The organism is Cupriavidus sp. 05T41 (genome assembly GCF_056396525.1).
This window is the reverse complement of record NZ_JBFTLQ010000008.1, coordinates 122,253-138,759: the sequence shown is the minus strand read 5'-3', so window position 1 is coordinate 138,759 and position 16,507 is coordinate 122,253. Positions and strand designations below refer to the sequence as shown.

The window sequence follows — 16,507 nt, the reverse complement described above, 5'->3', positions numbered from 1 at the left end:
GGCCGCTGCCGCGCTGGGCGCGGGCAGCCGCCAGGCCGAAGTCGCCGGCTACATCGCCGCGGCCGTCGCCGCGGCCTGCACGCTAGCCTGGCTGCTGCAGCGGCCGCAGGCGCCGACCCGCCGCAGCCGCCCGCTGGTCCTGGCCGCCAGCGGCCTGCAAGTGGTGGCGCAGTGCTGCGGCCTCTATGCGGCGGCCGCGCCGGGCAGCCCGGTGGCGGACCCGAACGCCGAGGCATTGCTGCTGCTGCGCCTGTTGCCCGCGTTCGTGGCCATCCTCGCGGGTCTGGCCGCCTTCACCCTGATGACCATGGAAGGCATGCTGGCGGCACAGGAGAAACAATCCCGGCTCGACGCCCTTACCGGCCTGCTCAACCGCGGCGCCATCGACGCCGCGGCCATGGTGCTGTCGGCCGAATACGCCCGCCACGGCCATCCGCTGAGCTGCCTGGTGATCGACATCGACCGCTTCAAGCGCATCAACGACAGCAGCGGCCACCGCGCCGGCGACTTGGTCCTCCAGCAGATCGCCAGGGTCCTGGCCGAGACCCCTCGCGCCACCGACCTGGCCGGCCGCTACGGTGGCGAGGAATTCTGCGTGCTGTGCCCGCATACCACCGAAGCCGACGCCGTGCTGCTGGCCAACCGCATCCTGCGCGGCATCCGCGCCATTGCCCTGCCGCCGGAAATCGGGGGCTTCGCCAGCGCCAGCATCGGCATCGCCCAGATCCACGACGGCCAGGGCGGCGGCGCGGCGGCGTGGGACTGCCTGTTCGGCTGCGCCGACCGCGCCTTGTACGAGGCCAAGCGGCGCGGCCGGGGCCGCGTGCTGAGCGCGTCGTCGCTGGAAGCCCCTCCATCGGGCTGCGGGCCCGAACTGCGCCTGCCGGCGCGCCGAAGCCTGTCATTGAGCCTTGCCATGCGTGGCCACCGGCACTTGCGGAAATCGCAAGACTGCCGGTCCGCCGGCTAGAATCCTTCCCTGCATGCGCGTACGGACCCGCCCGCGGTCCGTATCGAAACCATCCAAGGAGATCCCGAATGAAGGCTGACAACATCCTGCAGACGATTGGCAACACACCGCATATCCGCGTCCAGCGGCTGTTCGGCGATACGCATCAGGTCTGGATCAAGTCCGAGCGCGCCAATCCGGGCGGGTCGATCAAGGACCGTATCGCGCTGTCCATGGTCGAGGCGGCCGAACAGGCGGGCCTGCTCAAGCCCGGCGGCACCATCGTCGAGCCGACCTCGGGCAACACCGGCATCGGCCTGGCCATGGTCGCCGCGGTCAAGGGCTACAAGCTGGTGCTGGTGATGCCCGACAGCATGTCGGTGGAACGCCGCCGGCTGATGCTGGCCTACGGCGCCACCTTCGAGCTGACCCCGCGCGAAAAAGGCATGAAGGGCTCGATCGCCCGCGCCGAGGAGCTGGTGGCAGCCACGCCGGGCGCGTGGATGCCGCAGCAGTTCGAGAATCCCGCCAATATCGAGGTCCACGCCAGGACCACCGCGCAGGAGATCCTGGCGGATTTCCCGCAGGGCATCGACGCGCTCATCACCGGCGTGGGCACGGGCGGCCACATCACCGGCTGCGCGCGCGTGCTCAAGCAAAAGTGGCCCCAACTGAAGGTATATGCGGTTGAACCGGTGGCTTCGCCGGTCATTTCCGGCGGCGCGCCCGCCCCGCACCCGATCCAGGGCATCGGCGCCGGCTTTATCCCGCGCAATCTCGATACCGCGCTGCTCGATGGCGTGATCCAGGTGGACGCCGAGCCGGCACGCGAGATGGCGCGCCGCGCCGCGCGCGAGGAGGGCATGCTGGTGGGCATCTCCTCCGGCGCCACCCTGGCCGCCATCGCACAAAAGCTGCCCGGGTTGCCGGCCGGTGCCACCGTGCTTGGCTTCAACTACGACACCGGCGAGCGCTACCTGACGGTAGAGGGATTTCTGCCGGCCTGAGCGGAATCTTCCGCCGGCGGCATCGCGCCCGGTGAACCATACTAAGACGGACCGGCAGCCGCGCGCAGGCATGCGCTGCCACTTCATCGGCCTGACTGATTCGCCGACGATCCAATACAGGCGGCAACGCCGGCTTGCCAGTGCAGGCCGGTGCCGCCGCCGGCACAAGGAGCAGAAATGACCATACCTAGTTATGACGTTGCCCGCCTGGCGTCCCTTGCGGTACGGCTGGCCTTGTCATCGGGGCTGTCGCACGAGGAGATGCAGGCCGCACTCAGCCTCGCTGCCACGATGATCGAGCAGGACGAAGACGCCACCCCCGACGACAGCGCGGCGGCCAAGGCCATGCATGCCAAGGTGACGCGCACGATCCACTGAAGGCTTGCGCCGGCAGGCCCCCTCACTCAAGCCAGCGCTCCCGCCCAGTAGAGTTCGGCCGCCGCCAGCACTGCGTGCATCTGCGTGGTGTGAGCCAGGCGGAAGGCGTCGTCGTAGACGGTCTGGTCCGGGAACTCCGTGACCAGCATGAACGGCACCGTGGAGCGATGGTCCTCGACGATCATGCAGGGAATGCCGTTGAGCACCGGGAACGGCACCGCGCCCGCGTGCGCGGCCCAGGTGGCGAGCTGCCGCGCGTTGAACGCGGCCAGCTCGGGCGACGTCGCCAGCTGCGCGGTGAGCGCCTGCATGAACGCCAGCGCCTTGTCCTCGCATCCGCCATGGTGGCGCAGGATCAGGAAGAATCCCTTGGGAATGGTCCAGGTTTCGAACCCCGGAGGGACGTAGCCGGTCAGCGGGCGCGTCCACTCGTGGGCAGGATAGCCGTGCAGGCTCATGTGCAGCCCGGCGCCGGTGCGCTCGGCCGCCTCCAGCCGGACCGCCTTCTCGCCGAACGGCTCCGCCGTGCGCGCCTCGAGGTCGTCGCCCAGCGCGGTGTAGCGGGCGGCGTGCGACATATGGCGCGGATTGTCCTCGCGCAATTGCATATGCAGGGCCGCGCCATCCGGGTTCTCCAGCCCGATCACGGCGAAGTTCGCCTGCTCGCGCCGCCTGAGCACATGCGCCGCGCGCAGCGCGCCGACCACGCCGGAGCTCTCGTTGGCGTGCTGGCCCCCGGAGATCACCAGCCCGGGCAGCGTACCTTCGATATGCGTGCCGTGGACCGCGCGCCCCTGCGCGGATTCCACGCTGAAGCGATGGCCGCCCAGCGCATGCATCTCGACGGCAACCTCGTCCGGTGCGAGCGGGCGGGCGAGCGCGGCCAGCGCTTCGGCGGACATCGGCTTGCGGCCAGGCCCGGGCAGGGGCAGCTGGTGCGGCAGCACTTCCACGCGCACGCGCGTGGCGCCCTCGCCCGCGTGCACATCGGGGACGATCTGGCCCGGCTGCAGGGTACGGTCGCCACGCGGCAGGCCGGCGCAGTCCTGGAAATACTCCAGCACCGAGAAATAGAGATCCTCATGCAGCGCCTCGCGCGTGCTGATGCATTCGTCCTGGTATGCCAGGCGGCGTTCGATGCCGCCGGTGGCGATGGCGACGTGCAGCACGTCGAAGTACGGCGCCTGCGCGCGCCAGCCGTGCGCGCGGATCGCATCCATGGCCGCGGCGAATGCGAGCTCGTATTCCGTCGCCAGCGGCGTGTCCTCGACCAGCTCGTCGCCCCGCCACACGCGCAGCCATCCGCACGGCGCGCCCGAGGTCGCGCGCGGCACGAACACGCGGTGCCGCCCGCCGCCGGATTCGACCACATAGTGTCCTTCGTCATCGCCATCGACCAGGCGCAGCTTGTCTTCGGGCAGCAGGCCGGCCAGCGGATAGGCTTCGAGACGCAAGCGCTGCGCGTCCTTCGGCGTGGCGGCCGCGGGCAGCCGCACCGTCACCGTGCGCGCGGCGCCCGCCAGTGCGTCCAGGTCCTGTTCGTCGAGAAAGAAATGCAGCAGCGGCTTGTACGCGCTGCGGATCTCCGCCACCACGCCGGCGGCGGCAAGTTGCCGCACGGCCTCGAGACGCGCGGGGGCGTCCTCGAACACCCAGGCCTGCACGCGCGCGCCCGGCGTGGCCGCGAAGCGTTCGACCAGCGCATCGAGAGTGCGCGCGAAGGAAGTGTTGAGCAGGAGGATAGTCATGGCGTGACCGGGGCCCGAGGGCGATTGGTGTGCGGTTGGAATGCGACCGGGCCGCGGCGGGGATGAGACCTCGTCACGCGCCGCACGGCCGGCTGGAAGCAGGAACGGGTCACATTATAGAAAAGGCGGCGCGAACGCGCCGGGGAGCCTCCGCTTCGCATCGGCTCGTGCACATTTCCTTACAACCCGGACACACGCCCGCGCCGCACCATGGCTAAGCTGCACCGTTGTGCAAGCGCTGCCTTGCCTGTCAGAAGGAAAGTCCGCATGAACCACACCCGTTCGAAGCCGCCCGCGTGGCACCGCGCGCCGGCGTGCGCCCGCTGCCGCATCGGTCCCGCCGCGCCGCGCACGGCCTTTGCAGCGCGGCGACGGCAACTGCAATGAAGTGGTCCACCATCGTGCTGGTCCTGCTGGGCTGGCTTGGGACCTGCGCCGCGGCGGGATGGCTGGTGATGGCGTTCTCCGGGCTGTTGGCGCGATGAATTCGTGACGCAAGCCTGCCGCGCATGCCACCGCGCGCGCCCTGCCAGCACCATTACACCGTTTCCGCCCGCCATTTCCGCCCGCCATTTCGTAACCGCGTATTTCAGCCGATACGCGTGGACCGCCCGGGATCGTCTCCCGGGATCGTCCCCGGAGATCCCCTCCGTACCTGACCACCGCCGGCCCGTTTGCGCCAGGCAAGGAGAGAACATGTACGATCGCACCGCCGCCCTCCGGCGCCCCCCCGCCGCTGCCCATGCAAGCCACGCCGCGCACGCCGCCCGTGCCGCGGGCGAGTTGCTGATGTCCGATATCGGCCCCCTCAAGCTTTGCCGCAACTGCGACGAATACTGGCCCGCCGACGGCGAGTTCTTTTCGCGCGACGCGCGGCGCCGCGATGGCCTGGAGCATGTGTGCAAGGCCTGCCGCAAGGAACAACGCATTGCGCGCTAAGGGGCGCCGCCCTTGTGCATGTATGCGCCCTCGTGCATGTATGAAAACTGAAGGCCGCAGACAGCCAGGACCCGGCCTGCACGCGACTGGATGGCACCGAGAGCGGCCTTATATCCCCTTGTTATGACTGCGTTTTTCAGCCTTACCCTAGGGTTTTCCCGGGCAATAACGCAAAAATGCCACCGGAGCACGATGTTCGTTTTGTCCTTTTGATGGTTCGTTCTGTCTATTCCCTGTGCGTCGCGGCGCCGCTATCGTTGTGCCCAACAACAACCAGCCCCCCGCACAGGAGACAACACGATGCGCACACAAGTCGCCATCATCGGCGCGGGCCCTGCGGGCCTGCTGCTCGGGCAATTGCTGGCCAAGGCCGGTATCGAAGCTGTCATCGTCGAACAGCGCAGCCCCGACTACATCCTCGGCCGCATCCGCGCCGGCATCCTCGAGAGCGTGACCGCCGATGCGCTGGAACGCGCGGGCGTGGCCGGGCGCCTGCATCATGACGGCCTGGTCCACCACGGCATCGAACTGTCCTTCGGCGGGCAGCGCCACCGGATCGACTTCCACGAGCTGATCGGGCGCTCCGTCACCGTGTACGGCCAGACCGAAGTGACGCGCGACCTGATGGCTTCGCGCGAAGCCTGCGGCGCGCGCACCATCTACGACGCCGAAGACGTGAGCGTGCACGACTTCGATACGGCCACGCCCGTGGTGCGCTACCGCAAGGACGGCCAGCTGCACGAACTGCGCTGCGATTTCATCGCCGGCTGCGACGGCTTCCACGGCGTCACGCGGCGCAGCGTACCCGATTCTTCCAGGCGCATCTTCGAGCGGGTCTATCCGTTCGGCTGGCTCGGCGTCCTCACCGATACCCCGCCGGTGGCAGACGAGCTGATCTACGCCAGCCATGAACGCGGCTTTGCCCTGTGCAGCATGCGCTCGCTCACGCGCAGCCGCTACTACGTGCAGGTGGGCGCCGCCGAGCGCGTCGAAGACTGGTCCGACCAGCGCTTCTGGGACGAGCTGCGCGGCCGCCTCGACGCGAGCGCCGCCGAGGCCCTGGTCACCGGCGACAGCATCGAGAAGAGCATCGCGCCGCTGCGCAGCTTCGTGTGCGAGCCGATGCGCTTCGGCAACCTGTTCCTGGCCGGCGACGCCGCGCATATCGTGCCGCCCACCGGCGCCAAGGGCCTGAACCTGGCCGCCAGCGACGTGCTCTGCCTGGCCGACGGCCTGATCGCCCGCTACCTGCACGACGACGCCGGCGAGCTCGATGCGTACTCGCAGAAATGCCTGCGCCGCGTCTGGAAGGCCGAGCGCTTCTCATGGTGGATGACCTCGCTGCTGCACCGCTTCCCCGACGCGGACGACTTCGCCGTGCGCATCCAGCAGGCCGAACTGGACTACCTGACCGGTTCGCGCGCGGCCTGCATGTCGCTGGCCGAGAACTACGTCGGCCTGCCGTTCTGACAGCAGTCCAGAGGCTGGACCAAGCAAATCGAAGCTAGTCGAAGCAAACCGAAGCAGGACGAAGGCAGGGCGAGGTCCGCGCGGGCCTGCCGCGCGCCTTCGCACAGCCAGCAGACAGATACACAGAATCCGCCGCCAACGAGCGGCCCCCGTGGAGACAAAGCATGACGCCCCCAGACAGCGGCCGCCCGGCCGCAACCCATGATTCCGCGCGCCGGCCCGGCGCATCCGTCGACGTCCAGCAGTTCATCGACAGCCAGCCGTTTTCGCGCTTCCAGTGGATGATCCTGGTGCTGTGCTTCCTGATCGTCGCGGCCGATGGCTTCGATACGGCCGCGATCGGCTTTATCGCGCCGGTGCTGGCCAAGGAGTGGGGCATCGCGCGCGCCCATCTCGGACCGGTGCTGAGCGCGGCCCTGTTCGGGCTGGCCGCGGGCGCGCTGGTGGCGGGGCCGCTGGCCGACCGCTTCGGCCGCAAGCGCGTGCTGGTGGGATCGGTGCTGTGCTTCGGCGCATGGAGCGCGGCCTCGGCCTTCGCGGGCTCCATCGAGGCACTGACCGCGCTGCGCTTTCTCACCGGGCTCGGGCTCGGCGCGGCCATGCCCAACGCGGTCACCCTGATGTCGGAGTACGCGCCCGCGCGGCGCCGCTCGCTGGCGGTCAACGCCATGTTCTGCGGCTTCACGCTGGGCTCGTCGGCGGGCGGCTTTATCGCGGCCTGGCTGATTCCGCATCACGGCTGGCATTCGGTGCTGCTGGTGGGCGGCGTCGCACCGCTGATGCTGGCCGTGCTGCTGATGCTGTGCCTGCCGGAATCGGTCCGCTTCATGGTGGCGCGCCGGGCGGACGCGGCGCGCATTGCCGCCGCGCTGTCGCGCATCCGCCCCGGCGCACTGCGCGGCGACGAGCGCTTCCACATCCAGGAGCAGGCGCCCGGCGACGGTGCGGCGGCGACCTCGTCGCTGCGGGCCATCCTGATGCCGCGCTTCGCCATCGGCACGGTGCTGCTCTGGACCACCTACTTCATGGGCCTGCTGATCTTCTACCTGCTGACGAGCTGGCTGCCGACGCTGATCTCGGATGCTGGCTTCCCCATCGAGAAGGCCGCGCTGGTAACCGCGCTGTTCCCGCTCGGCGGCGGTATCGGCACGCTGGCGGTGGGGTGGCTGATGGACCGCGGGCATCCGTGGCGCATCGTGGCGGGCACCTATGCGCTGACCGGCGCGCTGGTCTACGCGGTGGGCCACGGCGCCGGCGACCTGTTCCTGCTGAGCCTGCTGGTGTTTGCCGCGGGCACCTGCATGAACGGCGCGCAATCGTCGATGCCGACGCTGGCCGCGGGCTTCTATCCCACCCAGTGCCGCGCCACCGGCGTGGCGTGGATGCTGGGCATCGGCCGCTTCGGCGGCATCGCCGGCGCGCTGCTGGGCGCGCAGATCCTGAGCATGGGATGGAGCTTCGGCAAGATCTTCGGGCTGCTCTCGCTGCCGGCCTTCGTCGCCACCATCGCGCTGCTGGCCGCTTCGGCGCGGTACTCTGGCGCCCACACCACCGCCAGCGCCATCGCCTCGAAAACGACATCGTGACCGCATGCCCGCACGCGGGCCGCGACCCGACGAAAATCTGAGCCCGCCGCCGCCGCCGCCCCGTCCCCGCCCCCCTTGCCGGATCCCGGGGCCGCCGCGCGGCTCGCCCTGCCGTTGCGCGGAGGGCCGCTGCGCATCTGTGCGCCTTCGGCATCAAATATGAGCCCGCTTGGTTCGCTGGCCCACATACCCTGCATGGCTACAGGCAGTAATCGCCACTACCGGCTTTGCCTGGCGCGGATGCGGGGCTTACCATGCAGAAACAGCCCGACTACAGGGCGGATGCACAGAGAGAAATCGTGGTGAGGCGGGGACATTTTGGCCAACTATCTGGAAGAGTACTGCTCGCGCATCCGGCGCGGGGCGGCTGCGTCCGTGATCGACAAGCCTGTACTGGTTGATCGCGATCGCATTTATTCAATGACCTACGTGCCGTTCGAGCACACGCATGCGGACGCACGGCTGGTGCTGGTAAGCACCACGCCCGGACATACCCATGTACAGCTCGCCGCGGAGCTGACCGAGCGCCTGCTGCAAAGGCACGCGCCCGGACGCACCATCCAGCGCGAGAACAAGCGACAGGTGGAGCTCGGCGGTCGGCTGGTACGGCCCAACCTGATACGCATGCTGGACCATTTCGGCATTGCGCAGCTGGTCGGCCTGCCGGGCGCCGCGGCGCTTTGGGGCGACGGCTTCGCGCAGCTGCAGCCGCTGGCCTTGCTGCCCTACGCCACCACGCGGCGTGGCCTGGCCTTCGATGGCGACCTGGAAGAACTGATGGCGGTGCCGATGCTGCGCGGCGTGTTCGAGGCGCTCTTCCTCGGACGGATCGGCCAGGCAGATCACGAAGTCCTGTATGTGGCGCTGGGGCGCACGGCGTGGTCCGCGCTGGGGCATGCCGTCGACCAGGGCCTGCTGCAGCGGCGGCAGTTGCTCGGCATGATGCCGGTGCCAGCGCGCGCCGGCAGCATGGTGAAGTATTTCCTGCGGCAGGTCAGCGCGGCCTCGCTTTCGCCGCGCGACCCGGTGCGCCACCGCACCGCCTGGCTCGACACGGCGCATGCCGAAATGACCCTGGCCGTGCGCCGGCAGCGCCAGCGCACGGCCGAAGCCGGCGCGGGTTCGCAGCACGCGACGGTGATCTGCCTGGAGGCCTGAAATCGGCCCGTATGCCGGACAAGTCACCCCACCTCGGTGGGGTGCATATGGCACTTTTGGCGGCCGTTAGTCTTCCGGGAGGGAATTGCCTCCCTCGTATTCCCGATCGGCGGCCCCTTGTGGCCGCCTCTTTTTTTCTTGCGCCTTTTCTTGGCCCTTTCTTGCGCCTTTTCTTGCGCCACAAGCCTCAGGCGCGCAGGTGCCAGACCCGCAGGTAGTGGAGCAGGTCCAGGCCATGCGTGCCATGGAACCACACATGGCGCGACAGCGACAACGCGCCGGCCCACGAAGCCGCCACCACCAGCAGGTCGCAGCGTCCGCTCTTCCACCAGTTCAGCGAATGCCGCCCGTAGATCCAGGGCACGCCCAGCGGGTTGGGCCAGTCAGCGAGCAAATGCATGATCCCGCCGCAGGCAAAGCCGAATGCCGGCGCGGCCAGCACGTGGCTGCCGAGCGCGCGGTGCGCGAACACCAGCAACGCGATCCAGGCAATGCCCCAGTGCGTCCACGTGCGATGCGTGATCCACAGGCGGCGCGACCTCGACCACCACGCCACCTCGAGCCAGTCCGGCGCGCCGCCGCCGGCCACGCCCGCCATGAAGGCCAGCGCGGCGCCCAGTTGATAGGCGCCGCCGGCGCCGGACTTGGCGACGACCGCGGCGGCGATCAGGCCCGCCGCCCATCCGGTGGCATGGTGTGCTTTGCTCGAAGCCATTGCGTGGGGCGCTTTGTGAAGCCATGAAAACGAAGGGGCGCAATGGTGGCAGATCGTCACGCAAAAGACCAGCGCGCCTTGCCTGCGGCCCGCCTGCGCGCTAAGTTGAAAGCGCTGGCGGCAGCGCCGCAGCAAATGCTCGCGAACGCTTGCGAATGCTTGCGATTGCTTTTGCAGGAGTTCACATGAAACAGCAGGCCAGGCAACTGCGCGCCACGCGGGTGGCCATGGGCTTCGCCGCGGCCCTGTGGCTCGCGCCGCCGCCCCAGGCCCAGCCGGTGGAATCCGGCCCGATGACGGTCGGCGGATCGCTGGTGGTGGAAGGCCCGCTCACCGTGCACGGGTCGCTCACCGCCGATGGCGGCGTGCTGGCGCATGGCCCGCTCAGCGCGGCGTGGTTCGCCACGCGGCCGCCCGTCTATGCCTTGCCGCCGGGCGCGCGCCCGCAGCGGGTCTTCCATGGCCCGCTCACCGTGCACGGCCCGCTGGTGGTGCAGGGCAATGTGCTGGTCAACGGCCCGCTCAATGTGGACGGGCCGATTTCCGCGTCGGGCGGAATCGAGGCGGACGGGCCCATGCGCGAACGCCGCGGCGGACGCTGACGCCGCCGCACGATCGCGGCGCAAGGTGGCCGGCAAACCCGCTCTTCTGCATTCCGATAAATAAATACTTCACAGCGGCGATGAAGGGCGCTACAATTGCGCCCCTCGCGACATGAAACAGCAAGGTGTTGCAAGCAGGTTTATGTCCCCTTCGTCTAGAGGCCTAGGACATCACCCTTTCACGGTGAGTACAGGGGTTCGAATCCCCTAGGGGACGCCAGTTTCGAAGGCATGCCGGCATGGCATGCCCCGACAAGCGCGTCGGAGACCGGTTTCGCCGGTTTCCACAAGCCAGTGTGGAGCGGTAGTTCAGTTGGTTAGAATACCGGCCTGTCACGCCGGGGGTCGCGGGTTCGAGCCCCGTCCGCTCCGCCACAGAAAACAGCCCGCCGTCAGGCGGGTTTTTTTCGTCTTCAGTTTTCAGTCTTCAGCTTTCGGCTTTTGCGTCTCGCGCGGCTTCGCGCGCCCCGCCCTTCAGGGCTGTGCCGCCGCGCGCGGCAGCCGGACCTGGAAACACGAGCCCCGCCCTTCCTCGCTGGTCACGCGGACCTCGCCTCCGTGCAGGTCGACCACCAGCCTGACCAGATAGAGCCCGACCCCCGCGCCCGCCGTGCCGGCCACGTTGCCGCCGCGCACGAAGCGCTCGAAGATATGGTCGCGGTCCTTGTCGGGGATGCCCATGCCGCGGTCCGACACCGACACGCTGAGCGCATCGGCGTCGCCTCGCACATACACGACGACCGGCGTGCCCGCGGGCGAGTACTTGATGGCATTGCCGATCAGGTTGCTGAAGGCCTGGAACAGCAGCCTGGCATCGCCATGGATTACCTCGCTGACGCCCGGGTCGACGATCTCCTCGATGCTCGCCGCCGGCGAGCTCTCGCGGTGCATGTCGCAGACTTCATGCACCAGCAGGCCCAGCGAAAAATCGACGCTGCGCAGCGTGGCCAGGCGCCCGCCGTCCAGCAGTTGCGAAGAGTCGAGCAGATGGTCGATGAGGGAGGTCATGCGGCGCACGGCGCCGCGGATGCGCCCGCAGCGCTCGGCCAGCACCTCGGCCGAAGGTGCTTCCTTCATGCGCATGAGACGCTGGGCATGGCCGTCGATGACGTTGAGCGGCGTGCGGAATTCGTGCGAGGCCATCGAGACGAAATTGCGCTGGAGCATGGCCATGCGCCGCTCGTTCTCCAGCGTGTCCTGCAGCATGGTGGTCTGCGCGGCCAGCGCGGCCTTGCTGCCCTCCAGCTCCAGCGTGTTGTCGCGAAAGCGCACCACCGCGCGCGCGATCTCGCCGATCTCGTCCTTGCGGCCGGCGCCCGGTATGTCCACATGCGGATCGTTGTCGGTGATGCGGTGCATGCGCTCGACCAGCGCCGCGATCGGGTTGGATACCGCCATGACCAGGTAGGCCACCGCGGCGATCACCAGGCAACAGGACACCAGGATGGCGCCGGCGATCAGCCGCCGCGCCTCCTGATAGGCATCGGCCTCGCGCGCGGTCGCATCGGCCGCGCCCGCCACGTTGCGCTCGGTCAGCACGCCGAGCGTGCCGTTGGCCCGCTCGAATGCGCGCCGCGACTCGCCGCGGTACAGCGCCACCGCCTGCGTGGTGTCTTTCTGGTGGGCCAGCGACACCACCTCGTCCACGCGCTGGCGGTAGGCCGACCACTGCGCGATGAACTGCTCGTAGAGCGCCCGTTCGGCCGGGTCGTGCGCGATCTTGCCGTAGCGCCCCTCCACTTCCTTGATTACGTCGTCGAGCTTGCCGATCTGCTCCTGCGCGGCGCGCAGGTCGGCGCGCGTGGTGGCGATCAGCGCGTCGCCCTCGAACGCGCGGTAGTCGGAAATATAATTATTGAGGTCGCCGAGGATGCGGTTGCTCTGCAGCCAGCGCCCGCTGATCTGCGCCGATACGCTGTGGAAGCTGCTCAGGCGATTGATGCCGAACAGCCCCACGCCTACCACCAGCAGCAGGAACAGCACGAAGACAAGCGAAAGCCGCACGCGTATCGGCCTGAGCATCGGCACCGAATCGGGCAGCCGGGCAAGCCGCCGCCCGAGCCCGCGGCGCACGCGGCGGCGGCCAGATGCCGGATGAAGCGAGTGATTCATGAGACTTTTATCCTGAAATTCGCTACGCTCTGCGCGTCCACCCCAGTCAATCAAGGATCGCCATGCCAGACGCCAGCCGCAAGATACTCTGCATCGAGGACGATGCGGAAACGGCCGCCCTGATTGCCGAGGAGCTGGTCGAGCGCGGCTTTGCCGTCAGCATCGCGCATGACGGCGAACAGGGATTTGCCGCCATCCTGCGCGATACGCCGGACCTGGTCCTGTGCGACGTGAGTATGCCAGTGATGACCGGCTTCGAACTGCTGGAGAAAATCGTCTCGCTGGCCCCGCGCTTCGCCGACATGCCGTTTGTCTTTCTCACCGCGCTGGCCCAGCGCGAAGCCGAACTCAAGGGCCGCAGGCTCGGCGCCGACGACTACGTGACCAAACCCGTGGATTTCGACATCCTCACCAGCATCGTCGATGCCAGGCTGGCCCGCGCGGCGCGCACGCGCCCGGGGCTGCACGCGGTGCAGTTGAGCGAGCGCGAGGTGGAGACGCTGGTATGGTCCGCGCGGGGCAAGACCTCCGGGGAGATCGCCAGCATCCTGGGCTTGTCCAAGCGCACCGTGGACTTTCACATCGACAATGCCCGCCAGAAGCTGGGCGTGGCCACGCGCATCGAAGCGGTGGTGAAGGCGGCTTCGGCCGGGATCATCAAGCCGTAAGGTGCGCGCAAGCCACGCGCGCGTCACACCGGGCGGCACGGACCCGCTCCCGGGCGGCCGCCCACTGTGATCAATCACAGTTTCGACCGCTCCCCATCCCAAATAGAATCTGCGCACTTTCACCGCTCCCGGAGCATGGGCCGGTTCGCCCGTGCCGACGTAATGAGCAGATTCCACCCGTCCCAACCTACGGCGACAGGCCACGACCTCGTCAGCGCGCATGCCCTTGTCCAGGAGCCGCGCCGCGCGACCACGCTGATCCATATCGGCGCGCGCGCGACGGGTGCGGGCGGCGACGCCGACCTTGCCACCTTCCTGCTGTCCGCCTGGCGCCGCCTGCACACGGCGAGCCGCCGTCCGCCGCGCTGCCCGCGCTGCGGCGAGCGCGCGGCCTTCCACAGCACGGACGAGGGCGGCCTGCCCCAGTTCCAGTGCACCGGTTGCCGCCAGCCGTTTACCCGCCTGACCGGCACGCCGGTGGGACGCCTGCGGCTGGGCGACAAGGCCGAGGCATTCTTTGGCCTGGCGTCGCGCCAGATCACCGTGGCGGAAGCCGCGCGGCGGCTCCTGATCAAGAGCGAGACCGTCAGGCACTGGTCGCTGCAGACCCGCCTGTGGCTGCTGTCGCTCGATCCGAAAGGCGACTGGGAGCGACGCATGCTGCTGGGCGTGCGCTACGCGGTGCTGCCGGAAGGCGGCCAGGTGAAGACGCTGGCCGCCACGCGCGAGTGCCGCTGCGCCGTGGCATCCGACGATAGCGATGCGCTCGCCGAAATCGAAAACCCGCCCCTGCTGGTGCGGGTGTGCCCTGTCTGCGAGCTGAAGGCGCACTAGCTCCGCACGAGGCCGCACCCCGCTGCGGCGGGACGCCGTCCCTGCGGCATTGCCCCGGCAGTCACGGCGCGGGCGTGGCGAGGTCCTCCTCCACGAAGCGCAGCAGCGCTTCCGCCAGGGCTTCGCGCGGGTAGGCATTCTGGGTGACGAACAGCGAGCCGACCGTGGGATGCGTGCGGGCGACCGGCACCGCCATGGCCCAGTGATCGGCATTCACATACCCCATCAAGGTGCTCGCGGGCACCACCTGGTCATAGAAGATGACCTGGCTGTCGTTGCGCGGATCCACCCGCGCGAGCTTGTCGTAGCTCGATGACAGGATCGACGAAATGCGCTCCGGCCGGGGGAACGTGACCAGCGAGTAGTAGTGCAGCTCGCGTGGCAGCGGATTGCGTGCCAGCCAGGCCTTGCGCACGGCGGGCCGCAGGCTTTGCACCGCGCCGCCGTCGCCGGACTGGCAGGTCGCGCCCGGGAAATGGCGCAACAGGTCCGCCTGGTATTGCTCGGCGTCGTTGGCCAGCGGCGAGCCGCCGACCGCCCCGGCCACGCTGACCACCGCCGCCAGCCGGCTGCGGATCTCCGGATACGCGACCACCGCTTCGAGGATGTCGGGCGCCCCTTTCGAGTAGCCAACCAGCACCAGGCGCGGCGCGCCCTCGGTCTGCGGCATGGCCATGATTGCATCGCGCACCTCGCGCGCATTGGTTTCGATGCCGGACAGGGCGTCGACCTCGAGCAGCCTGGCGTCATAGCCGAACTGCTGCACGTGCGTGGCGACCGTGCCGGGCGTCTTGAGCCACGGCGCGAAGCACTGGTAGCCGATGCCGGGCACCAGCAGCGCGACCAGGCCCCGCCTGGACTGGCCCAGGTCCACGGGCCGGCCGGTGCCGGCGGGCTCGTCGCCCACGCGGGTCAGGGCGTCGTCGCAGGGCCGCGCATCGGGCACGGCAGCGCCGCGCGCCTGCAGCACCGCGCAGTAGATCTCGCGAAAACGGGCCCGCCCGTCGCGCACGCCGGCCTGTGCCGCGGGCACGAGCGCAAGCGGCGGCGTATCCGCCGAGTAGGGCGTGAGCGGCTGGCCGGCGCATGCGCCAAGCGCGAGACAGGCGGCGATGACCGCGTTACTTGTGCGCATTGCCCTTCTCCCCGCCGGCGGCAGCGGCGGCGTCGCGCCGCTCCAGGTACGGCACCCAGTCCAGCAATTCCACGTCGGAGAGGCTCAGCGGGCGCGTGGCGAAGAACATCACCGCCCGCAGGCCATCGGTATGGTAGGCGGCGCCGGCCAGCGTCGCCCTGGGCTGTGCCCTGGGTGCCTGGCCCACGCCCTCGACGAAGCCCAGCTTGTCGAGGCCGCCCGAGTAGATCATGTCCTGCACCAGCAGGTTGCGCGCTTCGTCCACGTCCGGGTGCAGGACGAGGCTTGCCTGGTCCGGGGGCGCGAAGCGTCCGCCGAGCGGCCGACCGACCTGCACGAGATAGACCGGCTGGCCCTGGAAGCTGACCGGCGCGAGCCACACGCGCATCCACGTTGCCGGCGCGCCCTCCTGCGCCTGCTTGCGCAGCACCGTGTCCGGCGCGCGGCCGAAGACGTACTGCGCGGAATCGGCTTCGCGCGGGTCGCGCCGATAGTTGCGCCGCACCGCCGCCGTGCCGAGGTCGGCCAGCGCGCCGATGATCACGACATTGATCGGGTCACCCCGGGTGTTCCTGCTCGCATCCGTGGCGCAGGACGGCTGCCGCTCGAGCGCGCCGCGCAGCGCGGCGAGATCGCTGTAGTCCGTGACCCCGCCAGCCGGGTATTGGAACATGGTCTGCGAGAAGCGCGGGCTGGCCGCGTCGTCCGGCACGATGAGGAACAGGGAGAACGGCACGAGCGTCCTGGCCCCGAGCAGGTCGATGTTCACGAGCTTGGTGCCGCGGTCCGGATTGGTGAAGACGATGCCCGAGCGGGTCCCTCCCGGCGGAATCGGGTTCTTGAAACCGAGCCCGTTGAAGTGGGCGTCGATGCGTGCATTGGTGGCCCCGCCGAGCGGCGAGTGCATGGACCACGCCACTTCGAGCGGCGAGAAGTAATCCGGGTCGGTGCCCGAGCGCAGCAGCCACAGCACCTGCGGGCCACCGTTGTGCACTTCGACCCAGATCGGCTGCACATTGGTCTTGTTGACGTCGGCGCCGAACATGCGCTTGCTGTCGTCGGTGCCCAGCACCGCCGCGCTCACGCGTACGTCCTGCCTGTCGGCGCTGACGGCGCGCGCGCGCAGCGGGGCATCGTCCACGTCCTGCGGCGCCTGCCAGGTGGCACAGCCGGCCAGGCCGAGCAAGAGGCTCGCCATGCGCGCCG

Annotated in this window: 15 protein-coding genes and 2 tRNA genes; 12 read left to right on the top strand and 5 right to left on the bottom strand. The window is 69.2% G+C overall.

Features of this window, described 5'->3' with window-relative positions; genetic code table 11:
* The 3 genes from AC1DKV_RS07345 to AC1DKV_RS07335 all read left to right on the top strand — a co-directional run.
* Positions 1 to 970, top strand: a 970-nt coding sequence (locus AC1DKV_RS07345; protein WP_477137517.1) for a GGDEF domain-containing protein, incomplete at its 5' end; no start/stop codon positions are given.
* Positions 971 to 1,038: 68 nt separating this feature from the next.
* Positions 1,039 to 1,956: a cysteine synthase A gene (cysK, locus tag AC1DKV_RS07340; protein WP_441611977.1), complete on the top strand. Its 918-nt coding sequence runs from the start codon at positions 1,039 to 1,041 to the stop codon at positions 1,954 to 1,956.
* Between the two features lie 177 nt (positions 1,957 to 2,133).
* Positions 2,134 to 2,334, top strand: coding sequence for a hypothetical protein (locus AC1DKV_RS07335; protein WP_441611975.1), 201 nt, complete (start codon positions 2,134 to 2,136; stop codon positions 2,332 to 2,334).
* A 26-nt stretch (positions 2,335 to 2,360) separates the two neighbouring features.
* Here the strand turns inward: AC1DKV_RS07335 and AC1DKV_RS07330 are convergent, their stop codons facing one another.
* A complete protein-coding gene (locus AC1DKV_RS07330) occupies positions 2,361 to 4,082 on the bottom strand; it encodes a hypothetical protein (RefSeq protein WP_441611974.1) in 1,722 nt (573 codons plus the stop codon).
* Positions 4,083 to 4,778: 696 nt separating this feature from the next.
* Here AC1DKV_RS07330 and AC1DKV_RS07325 point away from each other — a divergent pair.
* The 4 genes from AC1DKV_RS07325 (at position 4,779) to AC1DKV_RS07310 (ending at position 9,235) form a co-directional block, all read left to right on the top strand.
* Complete coding sequence (locus AC1DKV_RS07325) at positions 4,779 to 5,021, top strand: hypothetical protein (RefSeq protein ID WP_441611973.1); 243 nt, start codon at positions 4,779 to 4,781, stop codon at positions 5,019 to 5,021.
* 300 nt (positions 5,022 to 5,321) lie between these two features.
* Positions 5,322 to 6,491, top strand: coding sequence for a 4-hydroxybenzoate 3-monooxygenase (gene pobA / locus AC1DKV_RS07320; RefSeq protein WP_441611972.1), 1,170 nt, complete (start codon positions 5,322 to 5,324; stop codon positions 6,489 to 6,491).
* Positions 6,492 to 6,655: 164 nt separating this feature from the next.
* Positions 6,656 to 8,077: an MFS transporter gene (locus AC1DKV_RS07315; RefSeq protein ID WP_441611971.1), complete on the top strand. Its 1,422-nt coding sequence runs from the start codon at positions 6,656 to 6,658 to the stop codon at positions 8,075 to 8,077.
* A gap of 318 nt (positions 8,078 to 8,395) precedes the next feature.
* The gene (locus AC1DKV_RS07310; protein ID WP_441611970.1) at positions 8,396 to 9,235 is read left to right on the top strand and encodes a hypothetical protein; all 840 of its coding nucleotides are present in this window, start codon (positions 8,396 to 8,398) and stop codon (positions 9,233 to 9,235) included.
* 187 nt (positions 9,236 to 9,422) lie between these two features.
* Here the strand turns inward: AC1DKV_RS07310 and AC1DKV_RS07305 are convergent, their stop codons facing one another.
* Entirely contained in the window at positions 9,423 to 9,950 is a 528-nt protein-coding gene (locus AC1DKV_RS07305) for a metal-dependent hydrolase (protein WP_441611969.1), read from the bottom strand.
* 185 nt (positions 9,951 to 10,135) lie between these two features.
* Here AC1DKV_RS07305 and AC1DKV_RS07300 point away from each other — a divergent pair, with 185 nt between their 5' ends.
* From AC1DKV_RS07300 to AC1DKV_RS07290, 3 genes are all read left to right on the top strand, one after another.
* On the top strand, positions 10,136 to 10,552 hold the full coding sequence (locus AC1DKV_RS07300; RefSeq protein WP_441611968.1) for a hypothetical protein: 417 nt from the start codon (positions 10,136 to 10,138) through the stop codon (positions 10,550 to 10,552).
* Between the two features lie 144 nt (positions 10,553 to 10,696).
* Positions 10,697 to 10,772 (top strand) — tRNA-Glu (locus tag AC1DKV_RS07295).
* A gap of 78 nt (positions 10,773 to 10,850) precedes the next feature.
* Positions 10,851 to 10,927, top strand: a tRNA-Asp gene (locus AC1DKV_RS07290).
* A 99-nt stretch (positions 10,928 to 11,026) separates the two neighbouring features.
* Here the strand turns inward: AC1DKV_RS07290 and AC1DKV_RS07285 are convergent.
* The gene (locus AC1DKV_RS07285) at positions 11,027 to 12,664 is read right to left on the bottom strand and encodes a sensor histidine kinase (RefSeq protein ID WP_441611967.1); all 1,638 of its coding nucleotides are present in this window, start codon (positions 12,662 to 12,664) and stop codon (positions 11,027 to 11,029) included.
* Positions 12,665 to 12,726: 62 nt separating this feature from the next.
* Here AC1DKV_RS07285 and AC1DKV_RS07280 point away from each other — a divergent pair, with 62 nt between their 5' ends.
* Both AC1DKV_RS07280 and AC1DKV_RS07275 read left to right on the top strand, forming a co-directional pair.
* A complete protein-coding gene (locus AC1DKV_RS07280; protein ID WP_441611966.1) occupies positions 12,727 to 13,332 on the top strand; it encodes a response regulator in 606 nt (201 codons plus the stop codon).
* A gap of 162 nt (positions 13,333 to 13,494) precedes the next feature.
* Positions 13,495 to 14,166, top strand: a complete 672-nt coding sequence (locus AC1DKV_RS07275) for a DUF746 domain-containing protein (RefSeq protein ID WP_441611965.1) — start codon at positions 13,495 to 13,497, stop codon at positions 14,164 to 14,166.
* A 61-nt stretch (positions 14,167 to 14,227) separates the two neighbouring features.
* Here the strand turns inward: AC1DKV_RS07275 and AC1DKV_RS07270 are convergent, their stop codons facing one another.
* A complete protein-coding gene (locus tag AC1DKV_RS07270; protein ID WP_441611964.1) occupies positions 14,228 to 15,301 on the bottom strand; it encodes a lipase family protein in 1,074 nt (357 codons plus the stop codon).
* Complete coding sequence (locus AC1DKV_RS07265; RefSeq protein WP_441611963.1) at positions 15,288 to 16,499, bottom strand: LssY C-terminal domain-containing protein; 1,212 nt, start codon at positions 16,497 to 16,499, stop codon at positions 15,288 to 15,290. The genes AC1DKV_RS07270 and AC1DKV_RS07265 overlap by 14 nt, the downstream gene beginning before the upstream one ends.
* Positions 16,500 to 16,507 lie beyond the last annotated feature (8 nt).